The organism is Roseivivax halotolerans (assembly GCF_900115815.1).
Lineage (GTDB): Bacteria > Pseudomonadota > Alphaproteobacteria > Rhodobacterales > Rhodobacteraceae > Roseivivax > Roseivivax halotolerans.
In genome coordinates this window covers 96,115-116,160 of the sequence record NZ_FOXV01000006.1, presented here as the reverse complement: position 1 = coordinate 116,160, position 20,046 = coordinate 96,115, and the positions used below count along the sequence as shown (strand labels likewise).

Sequence of the window (20,046 nt, the reverse complement as noted above, 5' to 3'; positions counted from 1 at the left end):
TTGGATTGGCCCAAATACCCGCGGGGAGCGCGAGGGGCTGGCCCCTCGCATCTCAGCCCAACGTCTCGCGGAAGGTCGGCAGCAGATCGCCCGGCTCGGGACTGGCCTCCCAGATCGCCCGCGCGATGGCGCGCGCCATGCAGATCGCACCCGCATGGCCGATTGCGGCAAGCTCGCCCGCCGGATCGGACAGGGCTTGCGCGCCGGTCGAGGCCCCGAAGATGAGATCGCCATCGAGAGGCGAATGCGCGGGCATGATCGCGCGGCCCAGCCCGTCATGTGCGGCGATCGCCATACGGTGGCATTGCGCTTTATCAAGTGCCGCATCCGTCGCGACGACACCGATCGTCGTGTTTCCAAGGCTCGCCATCGCCGCGAGCTTCTTCGAGGGCGGAGCCATTTGCAGCCCGCGTGCGGGGTCGGGCCCAAGACCGCCGAATTCGGCGCCGATCTCGAACGGGGCCGCGTGAAAGTGCCGACCCGACGGCGTCGTCACGCAGCCCATCGGGTTCACGGCCACGAGCGCGCCGACGGTTACTCCGCTGTCCAGCACCAGCGAGGCAGAGCCGAGCCCGCCTTTGACCTGAGCGGTCTGCGCGCCGGCTCCCGCCCCGACGGATCCCAGCGAGACGTCCGCGCCAGCGGCACCGAGGGCGGCCCGGCCGAGCGCCGGATAAGGGTTCTCGCCCCAGCCTTTCTCGCCGCCGTTCAAGAGGTCAAAGAGGATCGCCGCGGGCACGATGGGCACCCGCGCCGACAGGACGGCAAAGCCCCGCCCGGCCTCTGCGAGCGCGTCCATCACTCCCTGAGCCGCCGCGAGGCCGAAGGCCGATCCGCCCGAGAGGACCAGCGCATCGACGCCGGGCGCGGTCTTGTCGGGCGCCAGAAGGTCGGTCTCCCGCGTGCCCGGCGCACCGCCCATCACCGCGACCGACGCCGTGAAGGGCGAACCCGCCGTCAGGACGGTCACGCCCGATTTCAGGCGACGGTCCTCGGCGCTTCCCACATGCAGCCCCGTCACGTCGGTGATGGTATTGCGCGGGCCCGTCTTCGGCTCAGATGCAGCGGCCACCGTCGACCTCCATCGCAGTGCCGGTGATCATCGACGCCTCGTCGGAGGCCAGAAACAGCGCCGCGCGGCCCAGATCCTCGGGCGTCGAGAAGCGTCCGATCGGGATCGTGGCGAGGAATTTCGCACGCATCTCGGGCGTGTCCTCGCCAAGAAAAGACACAAGAAGCGGCGTTTCCCCCGCAACGGGGCAGAGTGCGTTCACACGGATGCCGGAGGGCGCGAGTTCCACGGCCATTGTCTTTGTCGCGGTGATCATCCAGCCTTTCGAGGCGTTGTACCAATTGAGCTTCGGGCGTGGCGAGAGGCCGGCGGTAGACGCGATGTTCACGATGGCGCCCGCACCGCTCTCCTTCATCAGCGGCACCACCGCGCGCGCGGTCAGGTAGACCGATTTGCAATTGACCGCGAAGACACGGTCGAACTCCTCTTCGGAGACATCCTCCAGCGGCGTCGGCATGTGCGTGATCCCGGCATTGTTCACCAGGATGTCGACACCGCCCATCACTTCGCGCGCACGGCGCACCATCGCATCGACGCTCGGGCCCGAGGCCACATCCGCGCGGGCCGCAACGCCATTCACCTCGGCGGCAACGGCGCGCGAGGCTTCTTCGTTGATGTCGGCCACCATGACCCGTGCCCCTTCGGCGGCGAAGGCGCGCGCGATACCTGCGCCGAAGCCCGAGCCGCCACCGGTAACGATGGCGCGTTTTCCTTCAAGTCGCATGGCTCTCCTCCGTTCGGGCCTGATCTTCCGGCAGACGCGGCGCGGCCGCGATCAGCTCTTGCGTATAGGGATGGCGCGGCGCGCCCATGACCTCTTCGGTCGGCCCCTCCTCGACGATCTCGCCGCGCCTCAGCACCAGCACCCGCGTCGTGATCCCCCGCACCACGGAAAGGTCATGGCTGATGAAGAGATAGGCAAGCCCGTATTCGTCCGAGAGGCGGGCAATCAGGTCGAGGATCTGCGCGCGCACCCGCACGTCGAGCGCCGAGACCGCCTCGTCGAAGATGATGAATTTCGGCCGGGTGATGAGCGCGCGCGCGATGGCGATGCGCTGACGCTGCCCACCCGAGAAGGCGTGGATGTAGCGGCGTGCGTCCTCGGGCTTCAGCCCCACGGCCTCGAGCGCGTCCGCCACTGCCTGCTGACGCGCCGCGCCGCGCGGCGGATCGGCCATGAGGTGAAAAGGTTCGGCCACGAGCCGCTCGACCCGGTGGCGCGGATTGAAGCTGCCATAGGGATCCTGGAAGACGACCTGCATATCCGCCCGCGTCTCGGCCAGTGTTGCGCCGGGCACGATCGCCGCGCCGCCGAGACGGATCTCGCCCCGGTCGGGCGTCTCGAGCCCCAGTATCGCGCGGGTCAGCGTCGATTTGCCGGAGCCCGACTCGCCGACGAGCCCAACCCGCTCACCCGCTCGGATCTCGAGCGAGACGCCCTTCAGCGCGGGGAAGCGCGGCCGCGCACCGAAGAGGCTCGTCCGCGGCAAGGCATAGCTCTGATCGAGGCCGTCGACCGACAGAAGCGGTGCGTCCGCCGCGCGCGAGGTCAAGCTGGCGCGGTGTCCGGACGCGGCGAAGAGCGCGGCGGTATAGGGATGCGCGCGCGCCGCGAAGACATCGGCGGTCGGTCCCGCCTCGACGATCTCGCCCGCCTTCATCACCGCGAGCCGGTCCGCGATGCCATGCACGACAGCGAGATCGTGGGTGATGAGCAGCAGTCCCATGCCCTCGTCCCGCGCGAGCCCGCGCAAAAGATCGAGGATGCGCGCCTGCGTCGTCACGTCGAGCGCCGTGGTCGGCTCGTCCGCGATCAGGAGCTTCGGGCGCAGCACGGTCGCCATCGCGATCACGACGCGTTGGCGCTGCCCGCCAGAGAGCTCATGCGGATAACGATCGAGCGGGATCTCGGTCAGGCCCACGCGGTCGAGCGCGGCGCGGGCCAGCTCTTTCGCCTGTGCGGAGGACGCGCCCTTGTGCAGGCGCACGGTCTCGGACACTTGCCGCCCGATGGTCTGCACCGGGTTGAGCGCGGTCATCGGTTCCTGGAAGACCATGCCCATCTCCGCACCGCGCATCCGGCACAGCGCGGCTTCGGGCCGGTGCAAAATCCGAGCGCCTCCGACACGGATCTCACCTGACGCCTCGGCCGCGCGAGGCAGAAGACCCATCGTCGCAAGCGCGGTCATGGATTTGCCGGACCCGCTTTCGCCGGTCAGCGCGACGATCTCGCCGGGCGCGACGGTCAGGGAGACATCGCGCAGGATTTCTGCCGCGCCGATGCGGACCGAGAGGGCCTCGACCGACAGCACGTTCATGCCCGCCCCTCGCCAAGCTTGGGATCGAGCGCGTCGCGCAAGCCATCGCCCAGAAGGTTGAGGCCAAGCACTGTCAGCACGATCGCGAGCCCCGGCATCAGCGCGACATGAGGGGCCATCGCGACCATCGTCTGCGCGTCGGCAAGCATCCGGCCCCAGGACGGGATCGGCGGCTGCGCGCCGAGGCCGACATAGGACAGCGCAGCTTCCGCCAGAATGCCGAGCGAGAACTGGATGGTTCCCTGCACGATCAGGAGGTTCGTCACGTTCGGCAGGATATGCTCGAGAGAGATCCGTGCACGGCCCTTGCCCGCGACCTGGGCCGCCAGAATGAAATCCCGCGACCAGAGCGCCAGCGCCGCGCCGCGGGTCAGCCGCGCGAAGACCGGCACGTTGAAGATGCCGATCGCGATGATCGCGTTGACCGCAGAAGGGCCCGCGATGGCCGTGATGAGAATCGCGATGACAAGGCTCGGAAAGGCGAAGACCAGATCGTTGCCGCGCATGATGAGTTCGTCGAGAAGGCCGCCATGCCGCGCCGCAGCCGCGAGGCCCAGAGGCACGCCGAGCCCCATGCCGATCCCGACCGCGACCAGCGCCACCGCGATGGAGGTGCGCGCGCCGACCATGATCATTGACAGGATGTCCCGCCCGAAGTGATCCGTGCCAAGAAGGTGCGCCGCCGACGGCGGCTGCAAGCGGTTCGCGATGGCCATCCCGTCGACCGCGTAGGGCGTCCACAGGAAGGACAGGAGCGCCGCGATCACGAAGACCGCGCTCAGCGCCGCGCCGGGGGCGAGACGACGCATCATGCCCGCCGCCTCAGCCGCGGATCGACCGCCGCATAGGCCAGATCCGTCAGGAAGGTCACGAGGATCACCGCGAAAACGAGAAGCATCACGACGCTTTCGACGACGATCAGATCACGCTGGGAGATGGCCTGGAAGATCAGCCGCCCGAGGCCCGGCAGGAAAAAGACCTGCTCGATGATGATCGCACCCGCGAGCAGGAAGGAGAATTGCAGCCCGATGATCGTCAGAACCGGGATCAGCGCGTTACGGACACCGTGCCGCCAGAGCGTCTGGCTGCGTGTCAGGCCCTTGGCCCGGGCCGTCCGCATGAAATCCTCGGCCATGATGTCGATGAGCGCGGAGCGCATGACCCGCGCGAGGATCGCCGCCTGCGGCAGGGCAAGCGCGATGGCGGGAAGCGTCAGCGCCTTCATCGCGGCAAGAGGATCGTCCCAGCCCGGAAAGCCCCCCGCGGAGAACCAGCCGAGATTGATCGCGAAGAGGAGGACCAGCAGCATCGCGAACCAGAAATTCGGCACCGCGATACCGAGCTGCGTCGCTCCCATCACCGCCATGTCGCCGGGGCGGCCCCGACGCGAGGCGGCATAGAGCGCGGCGGGAAAGGCCAGCGCGGTCGACAGCGCCAAGGCGTAGAGCGCGAGAGGCAGGGAGATCCAGAGCCGATCCGCGACCATCTCCGACACCGGGGTGCGGTAGGTGTAGGAGGTGCCGAAATCGCCCGTCAGCATGCCGCCGACCCAGGTCAGGTAACGCTGCCATTTCGGCACATCGAGCCCGAGCTCGGCCTGGAGCGCCGCCACCGTGTCGGGCTGCGCGTTGATGCCGAGCATGAAACTCGCCGGATCGCCGGGCGCGACCTCCACGACGAGGAAGATCACGAGCGAGGCCACGATGAGGCTCAGCCCGAGCGAGACCAGGCGGTTCAGGGCGTATCTCAACATGCGCGAATCCGGCGCGGCATCACGCGAAGGACAGGCGCTTTACGATCCGGCCCGCGCCTTCCCGGTCGGTCCGGAATCCCATCGCCTCGTAATACTGGAGCCCCTCGGCGTTGTCGTCCGCGATGCTCGCATCAGCCGCGGGCAGCCCGGACTGGCGAACCACGGCCTCCGTCGCCTCGAAGAGACGCGATCCGATCCCCCGACGGCCGGCATCGGGTGCCACATGCGTGCCGATGGAGCCATAACCCTCTGGCACGCCGAAAGGGTCGTCCGGCCCGGCGAGGATGACGACCTGAAGTCCCAGAATGCGCCCGCTTTCGCCCTCGGCGACATGGCTCGAGACGAGCGCATCGTTCTCCACATAGGTCGAGCGCACGAAATCGGGATCGCTCGGACGGGTGCGCTTGCCGGCATCGGCAAGCGCCGTCAGCATCTCGCTGATCCCCGTCACATCGTCCGGGTGTGTCGGCCTGATCCGCATGATGCCTCTCCGTCTGGTGCCCGCCGCAGCCGAACGCTCACTCGCTCCAGCTGACACCGGCCAGCGGGTTGGCTTGGGTCGGCTGGTTCTCCCAGAGGCCGCGAAGCCGCGCATCGGCGACGGTCGGATAGGCCAGCTGGAAGAGGTAGGCGTTGACGTAATCTTCCGAGATCATGCGCTGCGCGTCGGCCACCAGCGAGGAACGCTCGGCGGGATCGGTCGTCGCGGTCAGGGTCGCCATCAGTTCCTGGAACTCGGGATTGTCGTAGGAGAAGTAGTAATCCGGGCGCGCGTAGATCCCGATATCGAAGGGCTCGGTATGGCTGACGATGGTCAGGCCGAAATCCTTGCCGCGGAAGACTTCCTCGAGCCACTGGGCCCATTCGAGATTGGTGATCTCCGTCTCGATACCGACCTCGCGAAGCTGCGCTGCGATGATCTCGCCGCCGCGCCGCGCATAAGACGGCGGCGGTAGCTTGAGCGTGGTCGAGAACCCTTCTTCGTAGCCCGCATCGGCCAGAAGCTGGCGGGCGATCTCGGGATCGTAGGGCGACAGATCCGTCAGGTTGACGTAATCGGGATTGTGCGGCGCGAAATGCGTGCCGATCGGCGTGCCCTGGCCGAACATCGCGCCATCGATGATCGCCTGCCGGTCGATGGCATGGGCCACGGCTTCACGCACTTCGGGGTCGTTGAACGGCTCCTCGGCGTTGTTCATCGCAAGGATCGTCTCGCCCTCGGTTGAGCCGACGATCACCTGGAAGCGCGGATCGGCCTCGAATTGCGGCAGGTTCTCGGGCGCGGGGTAGCCAGCGAAAGCGTCGATATCCTGCGCCATCATCGCGGCGAAAGCGGCGGTCGGATCAGAGATGAACTTGATCGTCGCGGCTTCGAGGGACGGGGCCTCGCCCCAGTAGTCGGAATTGCGCGCCAGCTCGACCCGATCGCCCTGCACCCATTCGGAGAAGGTGAACGGCCCGGTGCCGACCGGGTTTGACTTGATGTTCTCGATGCTCTCTTCGGCGACGATCACGGCATCGCCCCAGGCAAGGTTGAAGAGGAAGTTGCCGTCGGGCTGCGACAGCACGATCTCAACGGTCTGCGGATCGACGACGTTCACCTCGGAGATCCCCTCGAACAGCGCCTTCTGCGCGTTCACGCTGTCCTCGGCGCGGGCGCGGTCGAGGGTGAACTTCACATCCTCCGCCGTGAAGTCGCTGCCGTCGTGGAAGCTCACGCCCTCGCGCAGAGTGAAGGTGTAGGTGGTTCCGTCCTCGGAAATCTTCCAATCCTCTGCGAGCGCGGGCTCGACGGAGCCATCAGCGGCAAAGCGGGTCAGCCCTTCGAAAACGTTGGAATAAAGCACGCTGTCGATGGCGCCCGCTGCGGCCGAGGTCGGGTCGAGATGCGGCGGCTCGAGCTGGATCGCGATGGTCAGATCGGTCTCTTGCGCGAGCGCTGGGCTCGCGACGAGGGCGAGCGCGGTCAGTGTGCGGCGGAACATGGGCGGGCCTCCTCGGGCTCTGTTGTCTTGGGCGCATCCTTGATTCATTCGCCGCGACGATCAAGCGCCGAGGCGGGAAAGCGCCCCTTAGCGCAGGCGCGGCGGCTTGCTGGGGTCGCTTCCCGGCGCGGCCGGTGCCGCGCGCTGTGGCTCCTGCGGTTCGGGAAGGTCGAAGCGCAGACCGACCCGCGCGATGCGCGCGGTGAAGGGATCGGTCTCTGACAGGAATACCACGTCGAGCGCGCCTGCTTCGATCCCGGAGAATACCAGCGCCTCGTTCACCGCGCGGGCGAGCGGCGCTTCGGCGCCGTCTTTCGCGCCGGTGATACCGAGCATGTGTCCGCGGCTGCCATCATCGTAGCTGACGGCGGCGAGATAGGCCTTGCGCGCAAGGTCAGCCGCACGGCCGAGTTTCCCGTCGAGCGCGGTAAGGAGCGCTTCGGGAAGATCGCTCGGCGCGAAGAGCTCCGATGGTTTCGCCGCGCCTTCCTCGGGGCCGTGACCCAGCGTTTCGGCAAGCCACGCCACCGCGTCGGGCGGGATGAGGTAGGCTGACGGTGCAACATCGAGATTGAGCCCGAGGCCCGCGCCCTGCCCCGCGAGCATCTGCGCGATCACGCGGCCCGGCAGAGCGGCATAGGGCGCGGCGCGGCCGACGAAACCCGCAAGCCGCGCATCGGTATCGAAGACCAGAACGAAGGACGTTCCATCGACCTCGAACACCTCGGGATCGAGGGTTTCGGCCGTGGGTTCGGTTTTCAGAAGGAGATTCAGCTCCGTGTCGGCCAGCCGCTCGTAAAAGCGAAGACGGGCCGCGTCGCTTTCAGGCGCGGCCTCCATGGCCGCGAAGGCCTGATCGAGGGGGGTATCGCTTTCCATGACTGCGAGTTAGCCGGGCAATGCGCGCGAAACAAGCCTCACGCCCCGTCCGTCTCCTCCACACGATATGTCGATGGCAGCGCCTTGGGCCAGCGCCCCCGTGCTTCGGCCCGCGCGATGACGGCGGCGTGGATACGCGCGTTGTCCGGGATCGTGCGCGGATCGCAGAGCGGCAGATACCATCCGCCAAGGCTCGGCCGGCGCGATCCTTCGGGCTGCCGGCGCGGCAGGATCTCGAGCGGCTTCCAGCCGGGGGTCATGGAATTATGCGTCTTGCCCAGTGGATCGGGCGGGACATATCCCTCGCCGTCGCCGCACGCGATGCGATTGACGCTCTGCGTCCAGAACCCGGCCCCTTGGCGCTGCGCCTCGAGGATCATCCAGAGAAGCGGCAGCTTCGCCAGACCCGACTCCGCTTCAGGATAGCCCCCGCCGACATCGCCATGCACGCCGGTGAACCAGACCTCCCGCGCGTCCTGCGGCGCGGCGTCCTCGTCCTTCATGAACCGGTGCCGCTTGAAGAGCCCGCCCTCGGGCCAGAGCTTCGCGCGGAACATGGTCCGACGTTCATCTATCGCGACGGCGTGGCGCACGCTCTCCACGCTGGGGTTGGTCTTCGTAAAGGCATGAGATTTCAGACGGGGCGCGATGCGGCCCCATTCGATCACCGAGGCGACGGTATCGAAGAGACCGAGAAACCGGATCGGCGGGCGGTCGGGATCGAGAAACTTCTCGAACAGGCGGATCTCGGCGAAGGCATCGTCGTCGCCATCCTCCCCGATGCGCTTGTAGGCGCGATAGGCGTAGTCGAGCAGATTGAGGTTGCGCCGCTCCATGATGCCGAAAGCGTGGATGAAGCCTGCAAGGACGCGGGCGGAATAGGCGCCGCGCGAGAAGCCGAGAATATAGATACGGTCGCGATCCGCACCGCCCTCGCCTTTCTCATAGGTTTCCACGAGAAAGCGATACGCCTCCTTCACGTTGGTATCGAGGCCCCAGCCCGTCGCCATACCCCAGATTTCCTGCGCCTTGCGCCAGACGCGCAGCCACGCGGTCTCGTCACCGATCGTGCCGACGCCGGGATCGTAATAGACGATCTGATCGTCTCGCTTCAGCAGGCATTCGTAGAGCCGCAGGATATTGGTGTGTTTGGATTTCTCGATCTCGTTGGACGTGCCGTCGAGCAGGATGACGATGTTCCGGGGCATCGAAATGACCTTCCTGAGGCGCGGGATACGCGCGAGCAGCCGGCAGGCAGAAGCGGTCGCACATCAAAATGAATAAATCGAATATGCGATGAAGAGCCTGCCACGAAGCTTACGCTGCGGCAAGCGCGAGAAGCGCTTCAGCCGAGCGCCTCGGATACACCGGCCCTGAGCGCAGGCAGTACGTCGGCTTCGAACCAGGGGTTCTTCTTCAGCCAGGCGGTGTTGCGCCAGGACGGATGCGGCAGAGGGAAGGTTCCCTGCCCGGCGTCGCGCCACCGCGACACGGTCTCGGTCACGCCCGTCCTGACGCCCAGGTGATACCGGTGCGCGTAGCCGCCGACGATGAGGCGCAGGCGGATATTCGGCAGCGCCGACATCACCCGGTCGTGCCAGGTCTGCCCGCAAATTCGCGGCGGCGGCAAATCGGAGCCCTTGGCATCGTAGCCCGGAAAGCAGAAGGCCATCGGCACGATGGCGATGCGGGTCCGGTCGTAGAATGTCTCCCGGTCGATGCCGAGCCAGTCACGAAGGCGATCGCCGGACGGATCGTCGAAAGGAATGCCCGACTGATGCACCCGCATGCCCGGCGCTTGTCCCGCGACCAGGATCGTGGCGGAGGGATCGAACCACGCGACAGGGCGCGGCGCATGTGCGGTCTTCGTCGCGGCGAAGCGATCCGCGCAAAGGCGGCAGGCTCGGATCTCATCGGCAAGGCTCACCGGCCCAGCGCCTCGGGCACGATGAGCCGGGTCTCGTAGCCGATGCGCGGGGCGATCCAGTGCAGGTCTTCGCGGCGGAACGCGACGCATCCTTCGGTCGGATAGCCGGGCCTGCGCCATTGGTGCAGGAAGATCGCCGATCCCCGCCCGGCTTCGGCGCGCGGCCAGTTCCAATCTGTCAGGATGACGAGATCGTAGAGCGGATCGGCGCGCCGCAGCGCCTCGTGGCTGTGCGGGTATGGCGTGCGGACCATGAGGTTGTAATCCTCGTGGCCGGGATCGTCGGACCAGAGATCGCCCGGCCGGATCGGTACGGCCCAGTCCGCGGGCCGCGCGATCCGGTCGGGACGGTAGAGCATCCCGACAATCCGGTGTGTGCCACTCGGAGTTGCGCCGTCGCCTTCGCGCTTGTCGGACCTGACCCCGCCCCGCCCGATCACGCACGGAATCGTTCGCCCCCGAAAGCGCAGGCCGCGCTGGGTCAGGACCATGTCGGCAGGCCTCATGCGGCGCTCGCCCGCTCGAGGTTGGAGAGCGCACCCGCCGCGATCTCGAATGAGCGCATTCGCGCCGCGTGATCGTGAATCTGCCCTGTGACAATAACCTCGTCAGGCCGGTGACGGGCGATCAACTCGTCAAGCTGCCGCTCGACCTGCGCGGGCGTGCCCGTGGCCGAGATCCGCAAAGCCTCGTCGACCTGCGCCAGCGCGCCTGCGGGAATGACCTCGCCGATATCGTCCACCGGCGCGGGCAGCTTCCCGGGCTGGCCGGTCCGCAACCGGTAGAACGCCTGCTGCATGGAAGTCTTGAGCCGCTTGGCCTCTGCCTCGGTATCCGCACCGAAGACGTTCACCGCCAGCATCGCGTGCGGTCGCGGGAACGCGGCGCTCGGCTGGAACCTCTCGCGATAGACCTCGAAGGCCCGCTCCAGCGCGGCGGGCGCGAAATGCGAGGCGAAGGCATAGGGCAGTCCGAAATGCGCCGCGACCTGTGCGCCATAAAGCGAGGAGCCGAGGATCCAGAGCGGCACGCCTGTCTCCGCGCCGGGATGAGCGTTGATCGGCGCTGAAGGCTCGTGCGGGCCGAAAAGGCGCAGGAGTTCGGCCACCTCCTCGGGGAACTGCTCGGCGCGCTGGGGCGTGACGCCAAGCGCCTGCATCACCATCTGGTCTCCCCCCGGCGCGCGTCCGAGCCCGAGGTCGATCCGCCCGTCATAGAGTTCGGAGAGTGTACCGAAGGCTTCGGCCACGGCGAGCGGAGCATGGTTCGGCAGCATGATCCCGCCCGCACCGACGCGCATCCGCGAGGTGCGCTGCGCGACATGGCCAATCAGGACAGCCGTCGCCGCCGATGCGATGCCCGGCATGTTGTGATGCTCTGCCAGCCAATAGCGGTGATAGCCGAGCCGTTCGGCATGTTCGGCAAGCTCTCCGAGGTTCTTGAGAGCCTCCCTCGTGGTCGTGCCCTCGGGCACCGGGGCAAGGTCGAGTAGGGAATAGTGCATGGATCGCCTCCTGTTGGTTCGAACCTAAGGGCTGAACCGATCGGTTCAAAGGGGGGCGACGTTCAGAGAAGGTGACCGGACTTCTTCGCCTTGGTCTCGAGGTAATGATGATTGAAGCGCGTCTCTCCGACCTTGAGCGCCACGCGTTCGGTCACAACGATCCCCTCGCCTTCCATCCTTGCGATCTTGGCGGGATTGTTGGTCAAAAGCCGCACCGCGCCGAAACCGAGACGCGCAAGGATCTGCGCGCCCAGACGGAAGTCGCGCTCGTCATCCTCGAAACCGAGGCGATGGTTCGCCTCGACGGTATCGAAGCCCTGATCTTGCAGCGCATAGGCCCGCATCTTGTTGGCAAGCCCGATCCCCCGGCCCTCCTGGTTGAGATAGAGCAGCACGCCCTCGCCCTCGGCACCCATCTGCGCGAGCGCAGCATTGAGCTGCGGGCCGCAATCGCATTTGAGCGAGCCCAGAAGATCCCCCGTGAAGCAGGCAGAGTGCAGGCGACTCAGAACCGGCTTGTCCCGGTCCGGCTTGCCGATCTCGACCGCGTAATGCTCCTCGGAGCCGTCCTCGGGGCGGAAGATGTGCAGCCTTGCGCGCTCTGCGTGCTTGAGCGGCACGCGCGCGCTGATGACGTGCTCCAAGGGCGCGAGGCGGGACAGGTGCGGCGCGGCAAGACCGGCATCGATCGTGGTCAAGCCTCCGGGTGGCGCGTTCTCGCCGAGCGGCACCACCAGAGCCGCAGGCAGAAGGCGCGCGGACTTGGCCAGCGTCAGAGCAAGCCGGTGCAGCTCCGCGCTGCCCTCGCGGCGCGTCTCGAGCGGGCCTTTCATGGGGCGAGCGAGATCGTCGGCGGGATCGGCCAGCGCCTGCACCCAGCCGAGATCGGCATCGGGCGGGAGCGCCACGCGCGCGATATCGCCGTCATAGGCCCGCGCGCGGAGCGTGGTCGCCCGCCGCCCGGTCAGCGCAAGATCCACTGGCCGCGCCAGCCCGCGCGCCGCCGCAAGCCGCGCCTCGGTCAACGTCTCGGCCGCCATGACAAGCGCGGCCCCCTCGGGCGCGCGCAGGACGACCGGCACGCCCATCCGCAGATCCCCGCGCGCGCGGGCAATCGTCTCCGTCAGGTCGGGCGAGAAGGCGGGATCGGAGGTCATGTCCTTACAATCCTGTAATAATCCTGCGCCGTTTACACGACGACGTGAGAGACTTGCAGCAAAACTTGCAGCAGATCGCATCGGCTCACATTTCTGTCACAAGAAACGGAGGACGCACCAATGGCGCAACTCAAAAACATTCTTCTCGTCGATGACGATGATGACCTGCGCGAAGCGCTCGCGGAGCAGCTCGTTCTGACCGAGGATTTCGAGGTCTTCGAAGCAGAGAACGGCAGCCAGGCCATGCAGAAGGTCAAAGAGCAGCACCACGATCTTGTCATTCTCGATGTCGGGTTGCCAGATACCGATGGCCGCGAATTGTGCAAGCTGATGCGAAAGCAAGGCGTGAAGGCACCCGTGCTGATGCTGACCGGGCACGACTCGGACGCGGACACGATCCTCGGCCTCGATGCGGGCGCGAACGATTACGTCAGCAAGCCCTTCAAGTTTCCTGTCCTGCTGGCCCGTATCCGGGCACAGCTGCGCCAGCACGAGCAGTCCGAAGACGCGGTCTTCCAGCTCGGGCCGTATTCCTTCCGTCCGGCGATGAAAATCCTCGTGGACGAGGCGGAAAAGAAGATTCGCCTGACCGAGAAGGAAACCAATATCCTGAAATTCCTCTACAGAGCGCCCGACGGTGTCGTGCCGCGCGACGTGCTCTTGCATGAGGTCTGGGGCTACAATGCGGGCGTGACCACCCACACGCTGGAAACGCACATCTACCGGCTTCGCCAGAAGATCGAGCCAGATCCGTCGAATGCGCGTCTGCTCGTCACCGAGAGTGGCGGATATCGGCTCATGTCCTGAGCCGTTTGCGGCACGCGGGAACCTGATGAGATCTCGCTTGTTGCATCTTCAGCCCGTTGCATGTGCGGGACCTCACATGCACCTCCCTGTTGGACTGGCCCGGGCTTCGCGCCCGGGCCTTTTTTCGTCCGACCAAGTTTCGGAACCAGTCTCGGAATCGCGCGCGGCCTAGAGCGTCGCAAAAGAAAAAGCCCCGGGCGCTGCCGGGGCTTTTCGCATTCGTAGAGAGGATGCGGATTACTCCGCGTCTTCCTCGCTCTTGGCTTCCTCGCCGGTCTCCTGATCCACGACCTTCATCGACAGGCGTACCTTGCCGCGATCGTCGAAGCCCAGAAGCTTGACCCAGACCTCTTGGCCTTCCTTCAGCACATCCGACGGATGGTTCAGGCGGCGGTTCTCGATCTGGGAGACATGCACGAGGCCGTCCCGCTTGCCGAAGAAGTTCACGAAGGCGCCGAAATCGACGATCTTCACGACCTTGCCTTTGTAGACCTGGCCCTCTTCCGGCTCAGCCACGATCGAGTAGATCATGTCGTATGCCTTCTGGATGGCCTCCCCGTTGGGCGATGCGATCTTGATGATGCCTTCGTCGTTGATGTCGACCTTGGCACCCGAGGTTTCCACGATCTCGCGGATGACCTTGCCACCCGAGCCGATCACTTCGCGGATCTTGTCGGTCGGGATCTGCATCGTCTCGATACGCGGTGCGTAATCGGAGAAGCTGCCCGCCTCGGAAAGTGCCTTGTTCATCTCGCCGAGGATGTGCATCCGGCCTTCCTTGGCCTGCGCCAGGGCCTGCTTCATGATCTCGGGCGTGATGCCCTGGACCTTGATGTCCATCTGAAGCGAGGTGATGCCGGTTTCGGTGCCCGCGACCTTGAAGTCCATATCGCCGAGATGATCCTCGTCGCCAAGAATGTCGGTCAGGACAGCGAACTCACCGTCATCTTCCAGAACGAGGCCCATCGCGACACCGGCGACCGCGGACTTCAGCGGAACGCCCGCATCCATCATCGACAGCGAGCCGCCGCAGACGGATGCCATCGAGGACGAGCCGTTCGACTCGGTGATCTCGGAGACAACGCGGATCGTGTAGGGGAAGTCCGTCGGTGCCGGCAGGACCGCCTGAAGCGCGCGCCAGGCGAGCTTGCCGTGACCGACCTCACGGCGTCCCGGAGGACCAACGCGGCCCGCTTCGCCGACCGAGTAGGGCGGGAAGTTGTAGTGCAGAAGGAAATTCGAGCGGAAATTCCCGTGGAGCGCGTCGATGATCTGCTCGTCGTCACCGGTGCCGAGCGTGGTCACGACCAGCGCCTGCGTTTCACCGCGCGTGAAGAGCGCCGAGCCATGGGTCCGGGGCAGAACGGAGGTCTCGCTCTCGATCTGGCGCACCTGGTCGAGCGCCCGGCCGTCGATGCGGCGCGAGTTCTTCACGACATCGGCGCGCAGAACGGTCGATTCCAGCTTCTTGAGCGCGGAGCCGAGATTAGCGTCCTCGAGGTCTTCCTCGGAGAGTTGCGCCTTGATCGCCTCTTTCGCGGCGGAGACGGCAGCCTGGCGCTCCTGCTTTTCGGTGATGGCATAGGCGTCGCGCATCTGGGTCTCGCCCAGACCCTTCACCTTCTCGTAGAGCGCGGAATAATCCGGCGGGGTGAAGTCGAACGGCTCTTTCGCAGCATCTTCGGCGAGCGAGACGATCAGGTCCACGACGGGCTGGATCTGCTCGTGCGCGAAGGTCACTGCGCCCAGCATCTCTTCCTCGGTCAGCTCGTAGGCTTCCGATTCGACCATCATCACCGCGTCCTTGGTGCCTGCGACAACAAGGTCGAGACGCTGGTCGGGGTTGGCCCGCAGATTCTGCATGTCCTCGACATCGGGGTTGAGGATGTATTCGCCATCCTCGTAGCCCACGCGGCAGCCCGCGATCGGCCCCATGAAGGGCGCGCCCGAAATGGTCAGCGCCGCGGAGGCCGCGATCATCGCCACGATATCGGGATCGTTGACGAGGTCGTGGCTGAGCACGGTGCACATCACGAGCACTTCGTTCTTGAAGCCCGGCACGAAGAGCGGGCGGATCGGACGGTCGATCAGGCGCGCGGTCAGCGTTTCCTTCTCGGTCGGACGCGCCTCGCGCTTGAAGAAGCCGCCGGGCACCTTGCCGGCCGCGTAGTATTTTTCCTGGTAGTGAACCGTGAGCGGGAAGAAGTCCTGCCCTTCCTTCGCCTGCTTGGCAAAGGTCACGTTGGCCATCACGGAGGTCTCGCCCAGAGTGGCGATCACCGATCCGTCAGCCTGACGGGCAACCTTACCCGTTTCCAGCGTGAGCGTATCCTCGCCCCACTGCATGCTTTTCGTCGTCGTTTTGAACATCATCGTATCCTATCGAGGAGCACTCCCGGGCGTATCCCGGGTCTCCCGTTTGATTGGCGGCCCCATTGCCGCCGCCCCCTATCCTGTCGCATGGCCCGGGGGCTCAGGGCATCACGTCTCAGATAGCCACGCCCCTAACGGTTTTCGAGACGTTTGGAAAGAGAAAGCCCCGGCGTCATGCTGGCACGGGCATCAGAGCGGCTTGGTCTGCCAGAGGCGCACCTTGGTGCCGCCATGATCGACATGCGGGCCCGGCTTGCCAAAGGGCAGACCCGTCGCCTTCGCGAGACCCGCCTCCGAGTTCACGAGCCCGATGCGCCATCCGGGGAAGGCCGCCTTCATGCGCGTGCCGAACGCGGCATAGAGCGGGAAGAGCGGGGACTTCGCGCCGATCCTGTGGCCGTAGGGCGGGTTGACGATCACGAGGCCCGGCGGGCCATCTGGCGGGCTGGCCTCCGAGATCGGCAGCGTCTCGAAAGTGCACAGATCGGCTATACCTGCACGCTCGGCATTCGCGCGGGACATGGCGATCGCGCCCGCGTCGCGATCCGAGCCTTGGAAGCGGTGAGGCGGCGGGCTCTTCCACCCCTGCGGGACGTCTTCGCGGTCTGCGGGATCGAACGTGGCGAGATACTCGTAGGCAAAGTCGCGCCCGCGCCCGGGCAGGAGGCCCGCCGCTCGCTCCGCCGCTTCGAGGATGAACGTGCCCGAACCGCACATCGGATCGCAGACAGGCTCCGACCCATCGAACCCTGCGGCCCTCAGGAAGAGGCTCGCCAGCGTCTCGCGCATAGGCGCCTTGTTCACCTCTTCCTTGGTGCCCCGCTTGTGCAGCGACGTGCCCGATGTGTCGACGGAGAGCGTGCAGACGTTCTCCTCGATCCGGGCCTTGATCGCGACCAGCGCGCCCGCGCCGGTCTCGGCCCCCGTCGCCATTGCGATCGCCCGCTCGATCCGGTTTTTCGCATCGCCTTCATGGTAGATTTTCGAGGCCCGGCAGGACACGTCGGCCCGCACCGGCACGTCGCGCCGCAACCAGTCGGACCAGGGCAAGTGCCGCAGGCGATTGTCGAGCTCGGCGGTGTTGGCGACCGGAAACCGCGCGAGGCGGACAAGCACGCGCGTCGCGCCGCGCAAGGTGAGGTTCGCGCGCCGCACTTCGGACCAGCCCCCCTTGATGGAGACACCGCCGGCCAGGTTGGCGGTGACCTTGAAACCGGCCTCGCGCGCCTCCTCCCCCAGGAAATGCTCGAGTCCCGGTGCGGTGACGAGGAATATGTCCAAGCTGTCGTTCATGCCTCGGAGTAGCGCGCCGCAGCGCCGCGCCACAATGCGAAAAGGGCCGCCCCTGAGGACGGCCCTTCGCGAAATCTGTGAGGATCGGTCAGCGGCGGATGCCGAGCTTGCCGATCAGGGTGCGGTAACGCTCTTCGTCGCGCGCCTTGAGATAGTCGAGCAGCTTGCGGCGCTGCGCGACGAGCTTCAGCAGACCGCGGCGCGAGTGGTTGTCCTTCGCGTGGGTCTTGAAGTGCTCGGTCAGGGCGGTGATGCGCGTCGTCAGGATCGCAACCTGAACCTCGGGCGAACCGGTATCGCCTTCGGCCGTCGCGTGTTCCTTGATGATCTTCTGCTTCTCTTCTTGCGTAATCGACATCGGGGTCTCCTTTGAATTCGAGTGAAGGCGCAAGCCGGGATGTCGTCCAGCAGGGCCGATGGAGGTGTTCCGAACCTTGGTTCGAGACCCGCGGCGTATAGGTTACATGCCGTGCCTTGAAAAGGGGGAATCTACTGGGGCCGCCAAAGGTCAGATCGCGAAACTTTCCGCCTCTGACGCGGACATCAGTATGATATCGCCGAGGGGCGGTGCACTAGCGGCTGCAAAACGGGCAAGGACCTGATCTTCGGCACGGAGGAGGACGCTGCCGTCATCGTCCGGGTCGGCGGTGTAGGTCAGATCGTCTGGCGGTCCGTCAGCCTCGTCGTAGACCACGATCATGCGATCGGCGGTGCTGTCGAAATCCGCGATCTCCGAGCCGCCCGCCTGCATCCAGTATCCGGTCAGGAATGAATCCGCCCCGTCGCCGCCATGCCCGGTATCGCCATCGCCAAGCACCAGAACGTCCTGCCCCGCACCGCCATTCACGAAATCCGAACCATCGTCGATCCCGCGCATGGAGGTTCCCGAAACGAGGTCGTCGCCATCGCCGCCAAAGAGCGTGTCGCTGCCGAGGCCGCCAGAGAGCGTGTCGTTCCCCTCACGCCCGTGAAGCGCATCGGCCCCCTCGTCACCGCTCAGCCAGTCGTCGCCCAGCCCGCCTTCGAGGGTATCCGCGCCGTCACCGCCAGACAGCGTATCGCTGCCGTCATGACCGAAGAGGGAATCGTCCCCTTCCTCCCCGAAAAGAAGATCATCGCCGGCACCGCCATGCGCCGTGTCATTCCCGGAACCAGCCTCGATCCGGTCAGCATCGTCTTCGCCTGCGAGCGAATCTTCACCGGCGCCGCCGAGGATCGTATCGGACCCATCGCCCCCCGAGATATGATCGGTCACATCGGTGCCCGTCAGCGCATCCGCATCGGGCGAACCTGCGGTCATGATGCCGCCCTCGTCCGTCAGGACGAGCTGCTGCGCGGCAGCTTCCAGAAGGCCATGATCGGAACCTGTGGGCTGCGCCTCGTCTGCCGAGGTCGGCGCATCGATGTCATCGGGGTCCGGTCCCTCTTCGCCGGGGGCAATAGAAAGAACGGCGACGGAGCCGACGATCATCATTCCCATCAGCCCCGCCAGAAAGAGCACCGCGTCACACCTCGAACCAAGACAACGCCGTGATCATGCCTGTCGCGCCGGGCGCGCGCAAAATTATTCGCCAGCCGTGGTTAAGCAGGTGTGTCAACAGACCAGCGCTCCGGCCGGCGCGCATAAGGCACGTAGAGCGGGTGGCGCGGGTGCCCGGCCTTGGTCAAACCAAGGTGCCAGAGCGTGCCAAGCTTGGGCCGAAGCGCCGCAGCCCGCCCAAGATGGGCCCCATGCACGCCCCACGCCGCAATGGTCATCGCCGAGCCCGCGGCCCACTCCATCAGCAACGTGTCATTCTCCGGCCCGACCGGATCTGCCGCGCGTTTGAGATCCTGCGGCCGCGTTGCACGGAATGCGAAGAGGTTGGCGATCCGCACGCCTCCTGCATTCATCGCGCGCGCCCGTGTCTCGCAGCGATGGATGGTCGGGTCGTTCGCCATCTCCGTCGCTGTCGAGGGATTGAGCATCACGAAGAGCACTGGCGCAGCCTCGGACCATGTGCGCGCCAGCCCGTAGCGATAGGTCTCGCAGGTGGAATAAAGCGCTTCGGAAAAGCTCTCGGTGGTCTGGTGCGTGCGGCGGATCATCGGCGCGGTTCAAGCGCATCCGCTCGGGGCACACAAGGCCGTGTGCCCCCTTCCTTTCGGCAGATGCGCCCTAGCTTCCCTAGCGTCATCAAAACCAAGAGGGAGATCATCATGTTCCGCACAACCCTGACAGCACTTCCGATGATGCTCGTCGCAGGCATCGCCTCGGCCGAGATCACCGGAGAGGCGTATACCTACACCGTGGGAGATACCGAGTTCGAGGGCTACGTCGCCCGCAACACCGATCTTGAGACCACCAAGGGCACGGTTCTCATCGTGCACGACTGGGACGGGCTCACCGAGTACGAGATGCGCCGGGCCGAGATGCTCGCCGCGGCGGGCTACACCGCCTTCGCGATCGACGTCTACGGGGCCGACGAGAACCCGCAAAGCGTCGAGGAGAACCGGGCGTTGTCGGGCGCGCTCTATGAAGATCGGGAGCTTTTCCAAGAACGCCTGATGGGATCGATCATGGAAGCGTCGAACATACCCGGCGCAACCGAGAACATGGTCATCTCGGGCTATTGCTTCGGCGGTGCGGCGGTTCTGGAAGCGGCGCGCGCGGGCGCAGATCTCGATGGGTTCGCCGCGTTCCACGCGGGGCTCGGCACGCCCGAGGGGCAAAGCTATGACGGCGTGACCGGCCCGATCATGCTCTTCCACGGCTCGGCGGACCCGGTCTCTGGAATGGACGCGATGGCCGCGGTTCTGAACGAGATGCAGGAAGCCGGGGTCGAGCACGACGCGCAAATCTTCGGCGGCGCGCGCCACAGCTTCACCGTCTGGGGCTCGGACGATTACGATCTCGACGCCGACGAAGCGTCCTGGGACGGCTTCATGAGCTTTTTGAACGCGCAGCTCTGACGCGTCATCCAGCTTAAAAAAGAACG

The 20,046-nt window shown here is 66.0% G+C and carries 20 protein-coding genes; 2 read left to right on the top strand and 18 right to left on the bottom strand.

Translation table 11 applies throughout. The features are described from left to right. Window positions 1-52 precede the first annotated feature (52 nt). From BM171_RS10145 to ribA, 13 genes are all read right to left on the bottom strand, one after another. Entirely contained in the window at window positions 53-1,072 is a 1,020-nt protein-coding gene (locus BM171_RS10145) for a P1 family peptidase (protein WP_093011458.1), read from the bottom strand. Next, window positions 1,056-1,796, bottom strand: coding sequence for a glucose 1-dehydrogenase (locus tag BM171_RS10140; protein WP_093011455.1), 741 nt, complete (start codon window positions 1,794-1,796; stop codon window positions 1,056-1,058). The genes BM171_RS10145 and BM171_RS10140 overlap by 17 nt, the downstream gene beginning before the upstream one ends. Continuing rightward, window positions 1,786-3,390 carry an ABC transporter ATP-binding protein gene (locus BM171_RS10135; RefSeq protein ID WP_093011452.1) on the bottom strand — a complete coding sequence of 535 codons (1,605 nt, stop codon included), beginning with the start codon at window positions 3,388-3,390 and terminating at the stop codon, window positions 1,786-1,788. The genes BM171_RS10140 and BM171_RS10135 overlap by 11 nt, the downstream gene beginning before the upstream one ends. After that, window positions 3,387-4,202: an ABC transporter permease gene (locus BM171_RS10130; RefSeq protein ID WP_093011450.1), complete on the bottom strand. Its 816-nt coding sequence runs from the start codon at window positions 4,200-4,202 to the stop codon at window positions 3,387-3,389. Before BM171_RS10130 ends, BM171_RS10135 begins: the two co-directional genes overlap by 4 nt. Continuing rightward, entirely contained in the window at window positions 4,199-5,143 is a 945-nt protein-coding gene (locus BM171_RS10125) for an ABC transporter permease (RefSeq protein WP_093011447.1), read from the bottom strand. Before BM171_RS10125 ends, BM171_RS10130 begins: the two co-directional genes overlap by 4 nt. 19 nt (window positions 5,144-5,162) lie before the next feature. Further along, window positions 5,163-5,624 carry a GNAT family N-acetyltransferase gene (locus BM171_RS10120; RefSeq protein WP_175497531.1) on the bottom strand — a complete coding sequence of 154 codons (462 nt, stop codon included), beginning with the start codon at window positions 5,622-5,624 and terminating at the stop codon, window positions 5,163-5,165. Between the two features lie 37 nt (window positions 5,625-5,661). Continuing rightward, window positions 5,662-7,128, bottom strand: a complete 1,467-nt coding sequence (locus BM171_RS10115) for an ABC transporter substrate-binding protein (RefSeq protein WP_093011442.1) — start codon at window positions 7,126-7,128, stop codon at window positions 5,662-5,664. Window positions 7,129-7,215: 87 nt separating this feature from the next. Continuing rightward, complete coding sequence (locus BM171_RS10110) at window positions 7,216-8,007, bottom strand: SseB family protein (protein WP_093011439.1); 792 nt, start codon at window positions 8,005-8,007, stop codon at window positions 7,216-7,218. Window positions 8,008-8,045: 38 nt separating this feature from the next. Then, entirely contained in the window at window positions 8,046-9,215 is a 1,170-nt protein-coding gene (locus tag BM171_RS10105) for a DUF2235 domain-containing protein (RefSeq protein ID WP_093011436.1), read from the bottom strand. Window positions 9,216-9,352: 137 nt separating this feature from the next. Continuing rightward, the gene (locus BM171_RS10100) at window positions 9,353-9,934 is read right to left on the bottom strand and encodes a uracil-DNA glycosylase family protein (RefSeq protein ID WP_245760227.1); all 582 of its coding nucleotides are present in this window, start codon (window positions 9,932-9,934) and stop codon (window positions 9,353-9,355) included. Further along, on the bottom strand, window positions 9,931-10,440 hold the full coding sequence (locus tag BM171_RS10095; protein ID WP_093011430.1) for a L,D-transpeptidase family protein: 510 nt from the start codon (window positions 10,438-10,440) through the stop codon (window positions 9,931-9,933). Before BM171_RS10095 ends, BM171_RS10100 begins: the two co-directional genes overlap by 4 nt. Then, window positions 10,437-11,438, bottom strand: a complete 1,002-nt coding sequence (locus tag BM171_RS10090; protein WP_093011427.1) for an LLM class flavin-dependent oxidoreductase — start codon at window positions 11,436-11,438, stop codon at window positions 10,437-10,439. The genes BM171_RS10095 and BM171_RS10090 overlap by 4 nt, the downstream gene beginning before the upstream one ends. A gap of 62 nt (window positions 11,439-11,500) precedes the next feature. Then, window positions 11,501-12,595: a GTP cyclohydrolase II gene (gene ribA, locus BM171_RS10085; protein WP_245760226.1), complete on the bottom strand. Its 1,095-nt coding sequence runs from the start codon at window positions 12,593-12,595 to the stop codon at window positions 11,501-11,503. Window positions 12,596-12,715: 120 nt separating this feature from the next. Between ribA and BM171_RS10080 the strand changes: the two genes are divergently transcribed. Next, window positions 12,716-13,402 (top strand): response regulator transcription factor, encoded by a 687-nt coding sequence (locus tag BM171_RS10080; RefSeq protein WP_093011424.1) that lies wholly within the window; start codon window positions 12,716-12,718, stop codon window positions 13,400-13,402. 237 nt (window positions 13,403-13,639) lie between these two features. Here BM171_RS10080 and pnp read toward each other — a convergent pair whose 3' ends face one another. The 5 genes from pnp to BM171_RS10055 all read right to left on the bottom strand — a co-directional run bounded on the left by pnp (window position 13,640) and on the right by BM171_RS10055 (window position 19,156). Further along, complete coding sequence (pnp, locus tag BM171_RS10075; RefSeq protein ID WP_093011793.1) at window positions 13,640-15,772, bottom strand: polyribonucleotide nucleotidyltransferase; 2,133 nt, start codon at window positions 15,770-15,772, stop codon at window positions 13,640-13,642. 192 nt (window positions 15,773-15,964) lie between these two features. After that, the gene (locus BM171_RS10070) at window positions 15,965-17,068 is read right to left on the bottom strand and encodes a THUMP domain-containing class I SAM-dependent RNA methyltransferase (protein ID WP_093011421.1); all 1,104 of its coding nucleotides are present in this window, start codon (window positions 17,066-17,068) and stop codon (window positions 15,965-15,967) included. 88 nt (window positions 17,069-17,156) lie between these two features. Continuing rightward, the gene (gene rpsO, locus BM171_RS10065; protein WP_093011418.1) at window positions 17,157-17,426 is read right to left on the bottom strand and encodes a 30S ribosomal protein S15; all 270 of its coding nucleotides are present in this window, start codon (window positions 17,424-17,426) and stop codon (window positions 17,157-17,159) included. Window positions 17,427-17,576: 150 nt separating this feature from the next. Further along, the gene (locus BM171_RS10060; RefSeq protein ID WP_093011415.1) at window positions 17,577-18,569 is read right to left on the bottom strand and encodes a calcium-binding protein; all 993 of its coding nucleotides are present in this window, start codon (window positions 18,567-18,569) and stop codon (window positions 17,577-17,579) included. Between the two features lie 80 nt (window positions 18,570-18,649). Then, entirely contained in the window at window positions 18,650-19,156 is a 507-nt protein-coding gene (locus tag BM171_RS10055; RefSeq protein ID WP_093011413.1) for a DUF1643 domain-containing protein, read from the bottom strand. A gap of 111 nt (window positions 19,157-19,267) precedes the next feature. On the opposite strand from BM171_RS10055, the gene BM171_RS10050 reads away from it, so the two are divergent. Then, window positions 19,268-20,020 (top strand): dienelactone hydrolase family protein, encoded by a 753-nt coding sequence (locus tag BM171_RS10050; protein ID WP_093011409.1) that lies wholly within the window; start codon window positions 19,268-19,270, stop codon window positions 20,018-20,020. Window positions 20,021-20,046: the final 26 nt, after the last annotated feature.